The following is a 14701-nucleotide window of genomic DNA, read 5'->3' on the forward strand; positions in this document are numbered from 1 at the left end:
GCGCGTGCGCGGCGGCGTGCGCCTCCGCGAAGCGCCGCAGCGCCGCGACGTCACGGGAGCGCGCGGGCATGGGGCAGTTGGAGGAGCAGGTGACGGAGGCGGTCCGGTCGCGGTGCCCCGTCACGCGGATCGTCCACGACCGTCCCGGGCGACGAGTTGATGGTGCGTCAGGGTACGCGAGAGCCAAGGCCATGTGTCCTTTTGTCGTCGAGAGTGCTGCGCGAAGGTGCGCAAGGTGAGATCTACCCGGGTCGAGGGCGGTTCACAGCATGCCGAAGCCTTCTCCTTCGACGGGGACCTACGGCCTCACGACGCGCCGGTGTCGGCGCGATCGGACTTTCGGCGTGCGATATATATCGGCGGCCGATATATTCTGGTCCCATGGGAACGAAGTCCATGACACAAGCCGCGTTCTTCGTGCTGACGGCCCTCGCCGATCAGCCCCGGCACGGCTACGGCATCCTGCGTGAGGTCGAGGACCTCTCCGACGGCGAGGTCCAGCTGAGGGTCGGCACCCTCTACGGCGTCCTCGACAGACTCACCGCCGACGGCCTGATCGTCCTGGACCGCGAGGAGGTCCAGCAGGGCAGGCTGCGCCGGTACTACCGCCTCACCGACGAGGGCGTCGCCGCGCTGGACGCCGAGGCGGAGCGCATGGCGGCGGGCGCCGGCGCGGCCAGACGCCGCCTGGTCGAAGGCGGACACGCCCCCGGCGCCACCGTCTCCCCTCCCCTCACGGGCCCCGGACTCGCCGGAGGACTGGCATGACGACCCTGCTCGAAGCCCGCTACCGGACCGTCCTGCGCCTGCTGCCCGCCTACTACCGGCGTGAGCGGGAGGAGGAGATGGTCGAGACGTACCTGTGGGACGTCGACCCGGAGACCCAGGACCAGAGCCGCCCCACCGTCGGCGAGGTCGCGAGCATCGCCGCCCTCGCCGTCCGCACCCGCCTCGGCGGCACCGGCGCACCCCGCCGGTACGCCCTGTTCGGCTCGTCCGTACGGCAGTTCGCCCTGTTCGCCGTCCTCCTCCAGGCGGCCTGGGCGGTCGTGGACCGCGCCCTGGAGCTGACCTGGGGCACCTCCAACGGCCCGGCGCAGTGGGACCTCTTCCTGACCCGCTTCAACGGCCGGGGCCCCGGCAACAGCGTGCCCGTGGCGCTCCTGGAGTGGACGCTGCCGCTGCTGTGGACGGTCGCGTACGCCGCCCTCCTGCGCGACCGCAGGCGGCTCGCCGTGACCGCCGCCGCACTGGCCGCGTTGCCCGAACTCTGGGTGTTCCTCGCCCCGTTCGTCAGTGACGCCTACCCGCCCGACCTGGCCTACGCCACCACCGACGGCCTGCTGGCCTGGCTGACCGTCCTCGCGCTGGGCGCCGCCCACCACCGCGACGCCCCGCCCGCCGCCCTCCCCGCCGGCACCCCCGGCCTCGTCTACCTGGCCTCCTGCGTCGTCATGGGCGCCTCCCAGGTCGTGCTCCCGCTCGCCGTGGACTCCGTGTGGGCGCCGACCACCGCCGTCCTCCTCGCGGGCCTCCTGTGGCCGGCCCGGCGCCCCCGCGTCCCGGAGACGGCCTTCGCCCTCGCCGCGCTGGCCCTGCTCCTGCTGGCCCTGCGCGTGACGACGCTGCTCCACTGGTTCGCCGTCCTCCCGCAGACCGCGCGCCTCGGCTCCGTCACCCAGGCGGCCGGCCTGGGCCTGCTCGCGGCGGCCCTGCTCAGTGCGGGAACACGCGGGGTGGGCGCAGCCGGGGCAGCCCGTCCCTGAACTCCGCGATCCGCGTGCTGATCTGACGCATCAGCACCGTCTCCGCCAGCCGGTCGAGATACAGGTTCCGCCGGGCCAGCGCCCCGGCGTCCACGCAGAAGTACACCGCCATCAGCGGATTCACGAACAGCTCGCCCCCCTTGGTGCGTTCGGTGAACCGCACGTCCCCGAACTTTCCGCGCACGGCGGCGGCGACCGACCCCTGGACGATGCTCGGGTGGCTCGCCGTCGCCTCCTGCGCGTGCGCGACGGCGTCCAGGTACGCGGCGCCCTCCGCGCTCTCCCGGGGGATCGAGAAGGCGCCCAGGTAGCCGCCGTCGCGGTCCAGCGCGGCCAGATTCTCCAGCACCAGCGCGTGGTTGACGCCGTGATACGCGTCCACCCCGAACCCCAGGCACACCACCAGCCGCTCGGCGACGTCCAGTCGGGTCACGGCGGCCAGGCTCGCCATGTCCTCCTCCGGCGTCCCGAGGCCGTCCTCGTCGCCCCGCATCAGGATGTCGGTGCCCCCGTCGACCAGGACGACCGCGTCGACCCCGCCCAGGTGATCGAGCAGCGCCCGGTAGGCGTCGAGGAGCGGCGCGACCCCGGTGCGCGGGAACGCGTACACCGTCTCGTCCAGCCACCGCGCGAGCGCGCGTTCCGGGAAGTAGTCCCCGCGTACAGGGGTGTCGGGCGTGATCGCGGCGACGTCCGGCGCCACCCACACCTCGGAGGGCAGCCCGTACAGGTCCGCGAAGGAGAGGTTCGCCAGGTGCACGTCCTTCCCGGCCGCCCGCAGCGCGAGCGCCAGCGGCAGCCCGGCGTACACGTCGAATCCGCCGCCCGCACCGGCGATCAGGACACGCCGGGCGTCGCGCAGGCGCGTGAAGAGAGGGGGCTCGGCCAGGGAGAACATCAGAGGACCATAACAACGGCGAGGGGTGGACCGTACACGATTTCTGTACGGTCCACCCCCCGCCGACGACGGCTCAGGCGCCGCTCTCCCGCAACATGTCCTCGCGCTCGACGATCTTCACGCGCTCACGGCCCTGGGGCTCGCCGAGGGCCTTCTCGGCGGCGTCGAGCCGGTACCAGCCGTCCCAGGTGGTGAAGCGGACCTCGCGCTCGGCCAGGAACGCCTCGACGGACTCCGGCTCCGGCGAAGTCGGCGTCTGGAGACGGCCGTTCGCGTGGTCGTCCAGGAGGTTCGCGACGGTCTCGTTCGCGTCGCCCTTGGTGTGGCCGATGAGACCGACCGGGCCGCGCCGGATCCAGCCCGTGACGTACACGGACGTCAGGTGGCCGCCGCTCTCCTCGATGACCCGGCCGCCGTCGTCGGGGACGGTGCCGGAGTCGAGGTCCCAGGGGAGCTTCGGGAGCTTCTCGGAGAGGTAGCCGACCGCGCGGTAGACGGCGCCCAGGTCCCAGTCCTTGAATGTGCCGGTGCCCTTGACGTTGCCCGTGCCGTCCAGCTCCGTGCGCTCGGTGCGCAGGCCGACGACCTTGCCGTCCTCGCCGAGGATCTCGGTGGGCGACTCGAAGAAGTGCAGGAACAGCTTGTGCGGGCGGTCCCCGGCATCCCGGATCGCCCAGTTCTCCAGCGTCTTGGCGACCATGTCGGCCTGCTTGTTGCCGCGCCGGGTCGCGATCGAGCCCTCGTCGTAGTCGATGTCCTCGGGGTCGACGATGACCTCGATGTTGGGGGAGTGGTCCAGCTCCCGCAGCTCCATCGGGGAGAACTTGGCCTGCGCCGGGCCACGGCGGCCGAAGACGTGCACCTCCAGCGCCTTGTTCGCCTTCAGGCCGTCGTACACGTTGGCCGGGATCTCCGTCGGGAGCAGCTCGTCGGCCGTCTTCGCGAGGATGCGGGCGACGTCGAGGGCGACGTTCCCGACGCCGAGGACCGCGACCTTCTCGGCCTCCAGAGGCCAGGTGCGCGGGACGTCCGGGTGGCCGTCGTACCAGGAGACGAAGTCGGCGGCGCCGTAGGAGCCGTCCAGCTCGATGCCCGGGACCGCGAGTTCGCGGTCGGCCATGGCGCCGGTCGAGAAGATCACCGCGTCGTAGAAGGCGCGCAGGTCGTCGAGGCTGATGTCGGTGGGGTAGTCGACATTGCCGAAGAGGCGGATCTGCGGCTTGTCCAGGACCTGGTGCAGGGCCGTGATGATGCCCTTGATGCGGGGGTGGTCCGGGGCCACGCCGTACCGGATCAGTCCGAACGGGGCCGGCATCCGCTCGAAGAGGTCGATGGAGACACCGGGCTCGGCGGCCACATCGGACTTGAGCAGCGCGTCGGCGGCGTAGATCCCGGCGGGGCCGGCTCCGACGATGGCTACCCGCAGGGGGCGGGGCATGATCAGGTTCCCTTCGAGAGGCGATTGATCGACTCGACGGGAAGCTTAAACTAAGGCAAGCCTAACCCGGTATGCGGGTCCGGTCTATGGGCTCATAAACCGGTCTTATGAGTTGTCTCCCGACGTCGGGTGCGACCAGCAGTTTATCGGTCTGCCGAGAGCGGATGATCAGGGGGCAGGGGCTGTTCCGCCCAGATGACCTTCCCCACAGCCGAATACCTGGTCCCCCAGCGCTCCGCGATCTGCGCCACCAGGAACAGGCCCCGCCCGCCCTCGTCGGTCATCGCCGCGTACCGCAGGTGCGGGGAGGTGCTGCTCGCGTCGGAGACCTCGCAGATCAGCGTCCGGTCCCGCAGCAGCCGCACCCGCACCGGGGCGCCGCCGTAGCGGATCGCGTTGGTGACCAGCTCGCTGAGGATCAGCTCGGTCGTGAACGACAGGTCGTCCAGATCCCAGTCCGCGAGGCGCCGGGAGACGGCCGCGCGCACCCGGGAGACCTCCGCCGGGTCCATCGGCACTTCCCACTCCGCGACCCGGTCCGGGCCGAGCGCGCGGGTGCGGGCGACGATCAGCGCGATGTCGTCGTTCGGACGGGCCGGCAGCAGCGACTCCAGGACCGCACGGCACGTCGGCTCGGGATCCGGCTCGGCACCGGCGAGCGCCTCGCGCAGCAGGTCGAGACCGCTGTCGATGTCCCGGTCCCGGGACTCCACCAGACCGTCCGTGTACAGCACGAGCCGGCTGCCCTCCGGCAGCTCCAGCTCCACCGTCTCGAACGGCAGCCCGCCCAGGCCCAGCGGCAGCCCCGGCGGCACGTCCGCGAACTCCACCCGCCCGTCGGGGTGCACGATCGCGGGCGGCGGATGCCCGGCCCGCGCCATCGTGCAGCGCCGCGACACCGGGTCGTAGATCGCGTACAGGCAGGTCGCGCCGGTCACCGGCGCCGCCGACTCGTCCTCCAGGTCGATCCGGTCCACCAACTCGTCCAGCAGCCCGAGCAGTTCTTCCGGCGCCAGGTCCAGCGCGGAGAAGTTGTGCACGGCCGTCCGCAGCCGCCCCATCGTCGCCGCCGCGAGCAGCCCGTGCCCGACGACGTCCCCGACCACCAGCGCGACCCGCGCCCCCGACAGCGGCAGCACGTCGAACCAGTCCCCGCCCACCCCGGCCTGCGCCGGCAGATAGCGGTAGGCGATGTCCAGGGCGCTCTGCTCGGGCAGCGTGCGCGGCAGCAGGCTGCGCTGAAGCGTTTCCGCCATGCTGTGCTCGCGGGTGAAGCGGCGCGCGTTGTCGATCGTGACGGCGGCCCGCGCCACCAGTTCCTCCGCGAGCGCCACCTCGTCCGCGTCGAACGGCTCGGGGCGCTCCGAACGCCAGAAACTCACCACACCGAGGACCAGCGAACCCGCCCGCACCGGAACGGCGATCAGCGAGTGGATGCCGAACTCGACGACCTGCTCGGTCCGTTCGAGGTCCTGCGCCCGCCACCCCGGCGATTCCTTCAGCCGCGCCTCCAGCACGGCCCGCCCCTCCACGACACTGCGGCCCTGCGGCGCCGAGTCCACCAGCTTCACCGGCTCACCCGCCGCGTACAGCGGAGCGCCCTTGCGCACCCCCGTCGAGGCCGTGCGCCGCAGCGCCGAACCGGGTTCCGGTTCCTCGCCCTTGAGGACCGAGTCGAACAGGTCGACGGTCACGAAGTCCGCGAACCGGGGCATCGCCAGCTCCGCCAGCTCCTCCGCCGTCCGCGTCACGTCCAGGCTCGTCCCGATGCCGACCCCGGCCGCGTACAGGATGTCCAGCCGCTCCCGGGCCTCCTCCGCGCGGCCGGACAGCGCCCGCAGCTCCGTGGAGTCCCGCAGCGTCGCCACGCTGCCCGAGGGGCCGCCGGCGACCTCGGTGGGCCGCTGGCTGATCGCCAGCAGCCGGTCCCCGACGAGCCGCAGCTCGTCCGTCACGACCCGGCCCGACGCCAGCAGGTCCGCCGTCGCCGCGTCCAGGCCCAGCTCCGGGACGTACCGGCCCTCGGCGTCCTCCGGAAGGTCCAGCAGGCGGTGCGCCTCGTCGTTCGCCAGCATCAGCCGGCCGCCGCCGTCGACGATCAGGACACCCTCGCGGACGGCGTGCAGCACCGCGTCGTGGTGCTCGTACATGCGGGTCATCTCGCGCGGGCCCAGGCCGTGCGTCTGCCGCAGCAGGCGCCTGCTGACCAGCGCGGTGCCGCCCGTCGCCAGCAGCAGCGCCGCGCCCGCCGTCACCAGGACCAGCGGGAGCTGCCGGTCGACGGTCCCGCCGACGCTCTCGGTCGTGATCCCCGACGACACCAGCCCGACGACCCTCCCGTCCGCGGCCTTCACCGGCACGACCGCCTGCACCAGCCGCCCGAGCGTGCCGTCTATGTCCTCGACGACCGTCCCGCCCTCCTGCGCGGGCGCGATCGTCCCGACGAACCTCTTCCCGATCCGGTCGGGCTTCGGGTGCGTGTAACGGATGCCGTCCGGGCTCATGACGACGATGAAGTCCATGTCGGCGGCCTTGCGGGCGGCCTCCGCGCGCGGCTGGAGCACCGCCGTCGGATCCGGCGACGCGAGCGCCTCCACCATCCCCGGCGCGTTCGCGAACGACTCCGCGACCGCCAGTGAACGGCTGCGGGCCTCCGCGGTGCCGTCGTGCCGGACCTGGAGGACCAGCGCCACCACCGCCGCGACGACGAGCAGCAGCACCACGGCGACCTGGAGCACGAAGACCTGGGTGGCGAGACTGCGTCTGCCCAGCGCCCTGCGCGGCGCGGCGCCGTACGGGATTCGCCGCTCCCGTGCGCGGCGGGCTGTGACGGACGGACGCGGAGCGTGTGGTCCACGGGGACGACGGGCCATGCGCCATGTCTACACTGCCGCGCCCCGCGAGGCGAGAGCCGTCACGGAGGGTGAGCTGTCGCATGCGCGGCCGGGGAGGCGGGGTGGCGGAGGGGGATCGTTCGCCGAGAGGGCGGGGGAAAGGGGTGGGGGAGAGGCGCGGGGCCGGTGAACCGTCGGGTTCTGTGCGGAAGTTCACGCGTCGGCGACGGGCGGGCGACGTCGCGGTGGCGTGTGTCATGACTTGGCCAACTCATGCCGATGCGTTGGGGTGAATTTCACCGGCCGTCCCTGCTGCCCCGAACGCCCCACGAGGACAGTGGGTGCCGATCTGGCCGTCACTCACCAAGGGGCCCACATGGCCGAGTTGACCCGACGCAGACTCCTGGGAACCGCCGCCGGCACATTAGGCGGCGGTGCCGCGCTCTCTCTCCTCCCGCCGAGCGTCCAGCGGGCCGTGGCCGCCGGACCGCCGGCCCGCGGCTCCCTGCGCGACATCGAGCACGTCGTGATGCTGATGCAGGAGAACCGCTCCTTCGACCACTACTTCGGCACCCTGCGGGGGGTGCGCGGCTTCGCCGACCCCGACGCGCCGATCCTCGACACCGGCCGGTCCGTCTTCTACCAGCCGGACGCCGTGAACCCGAAGGGCTACCTCCTGCCCTTCCACCTCGACACGCACGCCTCAAGCGCCCAGGCGATCCCCTCCACCAGCCACGCCTGGTCCGTGCAGCACGAAGCCTGGAACAACGGCCGGATGGACCGCTGGCTGCCCGCCCACCGCAAGGCCGACGGCGTCAACGGCCCCTACGTCATGGGCTACTACACCCGCGCGGACATCCCCTTCCAGTTCGCCCTGGCGGAGACGTTCACCGTCTGCGACAACTACTTCTGCTCGGTCTTCGGCCCCACCTGGCCCAACCGCCTGATGTGGATGACCGGTTCGATCGACCCCGCGGGCACCCACGGCGGCCCCGTCACCAGCAACTCCGCGCCCAAGCCCTACACCTGGACGACGTACGCGCAGCGCCTCCAGGCGGCCGGCGTCAGCTGGAAGGTGTACCAGGAGGACGACAACTACGGCTGCAACATGCTGGAGCGGTTCGCGGCCTTCAAGAACGCCCGGCCCGGCTCCGACCTCTACGAACGCGGGGTGCGGCGGCAGCCGAAGGACACGTTCGAGGACGACGCCCGCGGCGACCGTCTCCCGGCGGTCTCCTGGATCATGCCGACGAGCCTCCAGTCCGAGCACCCGGACTACCTGCCCGCCGCAGGCGCCGACTTCGTCGCCTCGAAGATCGAGGCCATCGCCGCCAACCCCGACGTGTGGCGCAAGACGGCGTTCATCCTCAACTACGACGAGAACGACGGCCTGTTCGACCACGTGCCCCCGCCGACGCCGCCCGCCGGCACACCCGGCGAGTTCATCAAGGGCCTCCCCATCGGCGGCGGCTTCCGCGTCCCGGCGATCATCGTCTCGCCCTGGACCGTCGGTGGCTGGGTGGCGACCGAGGCCTTCGACCACACCTCGGCGCTCCAGTTCCTGGAGCGGTTCACGGGGGTGGCGGAGCCGAACGTCACCGACTGGCGCCGGGAGACCTTCGGCGACCTCACCTCCGCATTCCGCTTCACCGACGCCGGCCCCCGCCCGCCCCGACTGCCCGACGACACGGCCGAGCAGTTGGAGAAGGCGAAGGAGGAGGTGGCGACGTTGCCGAAGCCGACGCTGCCGGGGGCGGACCAGACGTTCCCCGAGCAGGAGCGGGGGCGGCGACCGCATCGGTGAGGGGCGCCTCAGGGCGAGGGCGGGGGAGCGGGCAGCTGGGGCGGCTCGGGCGGCTCGCGTGTGAGGGGAAGGTGGGAACCGGCGGGGGTGGCGTGCGGGCGCGGTGCCCGCCGGTTTCGCGCCGCTCCCGTGCCGGGGGAGCGGCTTTCCTGCGTGTCGCCGCCCGAGGTGCCGTGAGGGCCTCAGGCGGTGACGCGCAGGGTGCGTTCGGCCAGGTCGAAGGCGGGGAGCATGGCCTTGTGCTCCTCGTCGTCGAGGCCGCCGAGGTGGAGGACGACGGGGCCGTCGGGGGTGGTGACGGCGAGGGCGTGCTCCGTCTTGACGTCGTCGAGGAGTTCGACCTTCACGCGGTAGGAGACCTCGACGCCGGTCACGCCGCCCGCTGTGAACGTCTTGTACTGCTCCTCGCTCACGTCCTTCTCGGCGGCGACGAAGCCCCGGAGGACCGTCCGCGCGTCGGCGTTGCCGGGCTTGCCCCGGTAGACGCGGAGGAAGCCGATGTGCCCCGCGGGCTTGGCGTCGATCTCGCAGACGCCGGTGACGGGGCCCTGGTGCAGGAGGACGTCGAGGACGTCGGCGGGGGCATCCTTCGGGACCTCGATGGCCTTGGCCTTCCACTTCGCGGCCGTCTCGAAGGTCACCGGCAGCTCGCAGGCCGACCCCTTCGCGCCGAGCGTCCCGCCCGAGGCCACCGAAGGCGCGGACGGCGCTGCGGAGGGCGTCGGGCTCTTCGCGCCACTTTTCTCCGCCCGGCTCCCCGCATCCCCGCCGGACGTCCCGCAGCCGGCCAGCGCCCCCGCGACCAGCACCGCCGACAGCCCCCGTCGTATGTTCCCCACCCTGAGTTCCCCTCTCGTACGGATCTGGCAACGGACTGTAATCGAGGGCACTGACAATGGTTCTGTCCGGGGTGTGGCGATGGTCACTTCGGTTCGGTGCAGACTGAACCTCGGGGCGTGAACTGCCGTCGTTGAGAGTGCGTGGGTCGTGGGTCCGGTCGCGTGCGCCCTGCGAGACCGGAGCCGAAATCAACCCGAATGTCGATTCCGGGCGTCTCAGGAGTTAGATTCGATCTTCCGAATGTGTGTGCGGGTGACCAGTGGGGACGACGGTGGGGCGAGCAGTGGAAGAGAAGGCGGGGGTACGGCGGAGATCACCGCTGTACCGGGGGGTCGCGTTCATCGGGCGCACCCTGTGGGGCGAGCTGCAAGGGATCGTCGTCGACCCCGTGCGCGAGCTGTGGCGGCGGGGCCCCTCCGCGCTCTCCCTGGCCATCGTCGCCTGTGCGGGGGTCATCTTCTTCCACGCGATCGCGCAGAACGACACCGGGGAGAAGATCGTCCGCGAGGTCGGCGGCGTCCAGGGCAGCATCCCGCTCTGGCAGGCCCTCCTGCGCACCCCGATCTCCCTCTACGTCCCGGCCCTGGACCTGCCCGTCTGGGCCGGTATCACCCAGCTGTTCCTGGCCTTCGCCCTCGCCGAGGTAGCCCTCGGGCGCGCGCGGACCCTGGTCATCGCCTACGCCTCCACCCTCTCCGGCACGCTCACCGTCCGCATCATGCTCGCGCTCGGTCCTGACCGCTGGGGCGGCCTGCCGCCGGAGATCGGTCACGTCCTCGACACGGGTCCCTCGGCGGCCGTCGTCGGCCTCTTCACGTACATGTCCGTCATCCGCCGGGCCCCGATCGTCTTCACCCTCACGGGCGGTTCGATGGTCGTCGAGTCGATCGCCAAACCCAACCTCGCGGGCCGCGAGCATCTGATCGCCGTGGCGGCGGCCCTCGTCATGGGGCTGCTGCACGGGCGCGGGGAGCGCTGGCGCGTGCGCGTGCGGGAGATGCTGCCGGCGTGGGTGCGGTGGCCCGCGCTGGTGCCCGCGCAGGCGATGCGGTCGCAGGAGCCGAAGGGGGCCGAGGTGCCGGCCGTGCGGGTGCGGGGGGAGGCGGCGCCCGAGTGCGGGCGCGTCCCGTAAGGGTGCCACCGGGGGAGCGGTCCACGGTCGTACGAGCCGATGATCCGCCCGTCCCGTTCGGGTGCTCCCCGTCCCGACCCGCTCCCACGGCGCCCCGCCGGGCGGTAATACGTCCCTCGGGGCCGCCGTCCAGGGGTGGCCGCGAGCAGGGAGCGCCCATGGAGTACTACGACCTCGGCGGCTACGGCCGGATCGTCACCACCCCGTCCGCCGAGGCCCAGAAGTGGTTCGACCGGGGCCTCGTGTGGACGTACGCGTTCCACCACGAGGAGGCCGTCGCCTGCTTCGAGGAGGCCGCCCGCGCGGACCCGGAGTGCGCGATGGCCCACTGGGGCATCGCCTACGCCCTCGGCCCCAACTACAACAAACCCTGGGAGTTCTTCGACGACAAGGACCTCACACGCACCGTCGAGCGCACGCACGAGGCGGTCGAGCGGGCCCAGGAGCGCGCCGCGCGGGCGAGGCCCGTCGAGCGGGCCCTCATCGCGGCCCTCAGGAGCCGCTACCCGCGCGCGCAGGCCGTCGAGGACTGCGAGGTGTGGAACCACGCCTACGCGGACGCCATGGAGGCCGTGTACGCCCTCGCGCCGGACGACCCGGACGTCGCGGCCCTGTACGCCGAGGCCCTCATGAACCTCACCCCCTGGCAGCTGTGGGACCTCGGGACGGGCCGCCCCGCCGAGGGTGCCCGCACCGAGCGGGCCAGGGAGGTACTGGAACGGGCCCTCGCCGCCGACCCCGAGGGCACCCACCCCGGACTGCCCCACCTGTACATCCACCTGATGGAGATGTCGCCCACCCCGGAGGCCGCCCTCACGGCCGCCGACCGGCTGCGCGGCCTCGTCCCCGACGCCGGCCACCTCCTGCACATGCCCTCGCACCTGGAGGTCCTCTGCGGCGACTACCGCCGGGTCGTCGCCGACAACACCGCCGCAGTCACCGCCGACGCGAAGGCGCACGCGCGCGGGGGAGCGATGAACTTCTACACGCTCTACCGCGCCCACAACCACCACTTCCGGATCTACGGCGCGATGTTCCTCGGCGCCTCGAAGACCGCGCTGGAGGCCGCCGACGCCCTGGAGGAGACCGTCGCCGAGGAACTCCTCAGGGTCGAGAGCCCGCCCATGGCCGACTGGCTGGAGGGGTTCCTCGCGATGCGCGTCCACGTCCTGATCCGCTTCGGACGCTGGGCCGACGTCCTCGCCCTGCCGAAGCCCGCCGACCCGGACCTGTACTCCGTCACCACCGCGATGCACCACTACGCGCGCGGGGTCGCCCTCTCCGCCACCGGACGCGTCCTGGAGGCGGAGACCGAACGCACCCTGTTCCGGGCCGCCCACGCACGCGTGCCCGACTCCCGGACCCTGTTCAACAACACCTGCCAGGACCTCCTCGCGATCGCCTCCGCGATGCTCGACGGCGAACTGGAGTACCGCAAGGGCCGCTTCGACGCCGCCTTCGCCGCCCTGGAACGCTCGGTCGAACTGAGCGACGCCCTGCCCTACGACGAGCCCTGGGGCTGGATGCAGCCCACCCGGCACGCCTACGGGGCACTCCTGCTCGAACAGGGCCGCGTCACCGAGGCGGAGGCCGTCTACCGCGCCGACCTCGGCCTGGACCCCGCACTGCCCCGCCCGCTCCAGCACCCGAACAACGTCTGGGCCCTGCACGGCCTGCACGAGTGCCTGGTCCGGCTCGGCAAGCACGCGGAAGCGGCACTGATCGCCCAACAGCTCACACTGGCGCGCGCGTTGGCCGACGTGCCGGTGGAGTCGTCCTGCTTCTGCCGCAACTCGCGCACCGGGCCCGGCTGCTGTGACGAAGCCCTCTGAAGGCCGGCTTTCCCTAACCGTCAGTAACATGATCCACTCTGACTTTAAGTGAACCTTACAACCATCATGTTGGCCGGCTCACCCTCCCACTCCCCCCATCCCGTCGGAGGACTGTCATGACCTTTTCCGAAGACCCGCTCCAGCAGGCCCGCGCCGCCTACGAGGACCACGCGCGCACCTGCCGGCAGTGCCACTTCGACACCATGCCCTGCGCCGTCTCCAAGCACCTCATGCGCGCCTACAACAACGCCCGCAGGCAGCAGGCACGCGCCAACTCCGGCGCCCGCTGAGCCCGTTACGGGCCCCGGGTACCGTTGCCCACCATCGTGGTACGCCACGATGTGGTAATCACGATCACGGCAACGACGCTCGGGACCCGAGGGAGACCACACGGCATGACGGGCACACGGTGAACGAGACACGCGCGCGAAGCGCCACCGCGCGGGACTTCGAGGCCCGCCGGGCCCGCGACTGGGCCCGCCTCGCCCTGCTCCTGGTCGCCTGCATGGTCTTCACGGTCGTCGCGGGCGCCGGATCGGACGGCTGGGTCGTCCTGCTGACCGGCGTGGGCGGGCTCGCCCTGGCCGGAGCGGGCCTGTGGTGGGCCCTCGCGCACCGCGGCTGGACCCGGGTCCTGGGAGCGCTCCTCGCGGTCCTCGTGCCGTTCGGCGTCCTGTGGCTCTACGCCTCCTCCGGCCTGTGGGTCGTCGCCGTCTTCGCGATCGCCCTGTGGACGGCCGCCCTCGCCAGCGCCCGCGCCGCGCTGCGCAGCGTCCGGCGCCCGCACAACAGACGCCGCAGGCGCGGCCGCAAGACCCCGCCGCCCGGCAACCCCGTGTTCCTCATGAACCCGCGCTCCGGAGGCGGCAAGGTCGGGCGCTTCGACCTCGCCCGCCGCGCCGAGGCCCTCGGCGCCCGCGTGATCCTCATCGCCCCCGACGGCAGCACCGACCCCGAGGCCGAGGCCCGCCGCGCGCTCGCCGAGGGCGCCGACCTCCTCGGCGTCGCGGGCGGCGACGGCACCCAGGCACTGGTCGCCGCCGTCGCCGCCGAGCACGACGTGCCGTTCGTCGTCATCGCCGCCGGCACCCGCAACCACTTCGCCATGGACCTCGGCCTCGACCGCACCGACCCCGTCACCTCCCTCGAAGCGCTCACCGACGGCGTCGAGTTCCGCGTCGACCTCGGGGACGTCGACGGACGCGCCTTCGTCAACACCGTCTCCTTCGGGGCCTACGCCGAGATAGTGCAGAGCCCCGAGTACCGCGACGCCAAGGCGTTCACCGCCCTCGACCGGCTCCCCGACCTCCTCATGGGCGACGCCGGCGCGACCCTCGGCGTCCTCGCCGGTGACACCCGCCTGCACGCCCCGCAGGCCGTCCTCGTCAGCAACAACCCCTACGCGCGCGCCGACCCCTTCGGCGGCGGCCGGCGTCCCCGGCTCGACTCCGGGGCCCTCGGGGTCATCGGCATCAAGGTCGAGGGCGCGGCCCAGGCCGCCGAGGTCGTCCTGCGCGGCGAGCGCGCCGGGGGCATCACCTCCATGAAGTCGGCCCGCGTCGAGATCTCCGCCGACCGCCCGCACATCCCCGTCGCCGTCGACGGCGAGGCCCTCGTCCTGCCCGTCCCCGTCGTCTGCACCCTCCGCCAGGGCGCCCTGCGCGTGCGCGTGCCACGCCGCCGTCCCGGCGCGACGTACGCGCCGCCGAACGTCGACTGGCGGCGCATCGTGCGGCTCGCACTGGACCGGCCTGTGGTGCAGGTGGAGGGGGAAGCGGAGGGGGACGAGTGAGAACGGGGGTACGCGTGTGCGCGTGCGCGCGTCGCCGTCGTTGAGCCTCAGGGGTCGCCCCCTTTCCCTCCGTCCTCGTCGGCAGCCCGCCCGCGCGGTGTGCTGCCGGTCCCGAACCCGCCGTCCGGAGAAACGACCATGCCTCAACCGCACAGCAGCCTCAAGAGCCTCAGCCTGGTGCGTGATCTCGCCGCCCTCGACCAGGCCCTGTACGAGGCCGTGACCGTCACCAAGACACCCACGCTGGACACGGCACTGCGGCGGCTGTCCACGGCCGCCAACCACTCGAAGATCTCCTTCGCCGCAGCGGCCCTGCTCGCCCTGCGCCCCGGCCGCACCCGCCGCGCGGCCCTGCTGGGCGTCGC

At 72.5% G+C, this 14701-nt stretch carries 11 protein-coding genes and 1 pseudogene; 8 read left to right on the forward strand and 4 right to left on the reverse strand.

The features are described from left to right. Nucleotides 1-396 precede the first annotated feature (396 nt). Both ACVNF4_RS21665 and ACVNF4_RS21670 read left to right on the forward strand, forming a co-directional pair. On the forward strand, nt 397-768 hold the full coding sequence (locus ACVNF4_RS21665) for a PadR family transcriptional regulator (protein WP_461804530.1): 372 nt from the start codon (nt 397-399) through the stop codon (nt 766-768). After that, the gene (locus ACVNF4_RS21670) at nt 765-1766 is read left to right on the forward strand and encodes a hypothetical protein (RefSeq protein WP_461804520.1); all 1002 of its coding nucleotides are present in this window, start codon (nt 765-767) and stop codon (nt 1764-1766) included. The genes ACVNF4_RS21665 and ACVNF4_RS21670 overlap by 4 nt, the downstream gene beginning before the upstream one ends. Here ACVNF4_RS21670 and ACVNF4_RS21675 read toward each other — a convergent pair. The 3 genes from ACVNF4_RS21675 to ACVNF4_RS21685 all read right to left on the reverse strand — a co-directional run bounded on the left by ACVNF4_RS21675 (nt 1717) and on the right by ACVNF4_RS21685 (nt 6975). Further along, nucleotides 1717-2664, reverse strand: coding sequence for a DUF1152 domain-containing protein (locus tag ACVNF4_RS21675; protein WP_461804521.1), 948 nt, complete (start codon nt 2662-2664; stop codon nt 1717-1719). The two genes, ACVNF4_RS21670 and ACVNF4_RS21675, sit on opposite strands and share 50 nt — an antisense overlap. Nucleotides 2665-2737: 73 nt before the next feature. Beyond that, complete coding sequence (locus tag ACVNF4_RS21680; RefSeq protein WP_461804522.1) at nt 2738-4102, reverse strand: FAD-dependent oxidoreductase; 1365 nt, start codon at nt 4100-4102, stop codon at nt 2738-2740. A gap of 143 nt (nt 4103-4245) precedes the next feature. Then, nucleotides 4246-6975 carry a SpoIIE family protein phosphatase gene (locus ACVNF4_RS21685; protein ID WP_461804523.1) on the reverse strand — a complete coding sequence of 910 codons (2730 nt, stop codon included), beginning with the start codon at nt 6973-6975 and terminating at the stop codon, nt 4246-4248. A gap of 337 nt (nt 6976-7312) precedes the next feature. Between ACVNF4_RS21685 and ACVNF4_RS21690 the strand changes: the two genes are divergently transcribed. After that, nucleotides 7313-8740 (forward strand): alkaline phosphatase family protein, encoded by a 1428-nt coding sequence (locus ACVNF4_RS21690; protein ID WP_461804524.1) that lies wholly within the window; start codon nt 7313-7315, stop codon nt 8738-8740. 182 nt (nt 8741-8922) lie between these two features. Here ACVNF4_RS21690 and ACVNF4_RS21695 read toward each other — a convergent pair whose 3' ends face one another. Continuing rightward, nucleotides 8923-9579: a lipoprotein gene (locus ACVNF4_RS21695; protein WP_461804525.1), complete on the reverse strand. Its 657-nt coding sequence runs from the start codon at nt 9577-9579 to the stop codon at nt 8923-8925. A 284-nt stretch (nt 9580-9863) separates the two neighbouring features. On the opposite strand from ACVNF4_RS21695, the gene ACVNF4_RS21700 reads away from it, so the two are divergent. The 5 genes and pseudogenes from ACVNF4_RS21700 to ACVNF4_RS21720 form a co-directional block, all read left to right on the forward strand. Then, on the forward strand, nt 9864-10712 hold the full coding sequence (locus tag ACVNF4_RS21700; protein WP_461804526.1) for a hypothetical protein: 849 nt from the start codon (nt 9864-9866) through the stop codon (nt 10710-10712). Between the two features lie 158 nt (nt 10713-10870). Further along, nucleotides 10871-12544, forward strand: coding sequence for a hypothetical protein (locus ACVNF4_RS21705; protein ID WP_461804527.1), 1674 nt, complete (start codon nt 10871-10873; stop codon nt 12542-12544). A gap of 116 nt (nt 12545-12660) precedes the next feature. Further along, nucleotides 12661-12834, forward strand: coding sequence for a hypothetical protein (locus ACVNF4_RS21710; protein WP_461804528.1), 174 nt, complete (start codon nt 12661-12663; stop codon nt 12832-12834). Between the two features lie 119 nt (nt 12835-12953). Further along, nucleotides 12954-14336: a diacylglycerol/lipid kinase family protein gene (locus ACVNF4_RS21715; protein WP_461804529.1), complete on the forward strand. Its 1383-nt coding sequence runs from the start codon at nt 12954-12956 to the stop codon at nt 14334-14336. A gap of 138 nt (nt 14337-14474) precedes the next feature. Then, a pseudogene (locus ACVNF4_RS21720) lies at nt 14475-14701 on the forward strand (phosphatase PAP2 family protein); the annotation flags it as partial.

Source organism: Streptomyces sp. S6, from assembly GCF_054880855.1.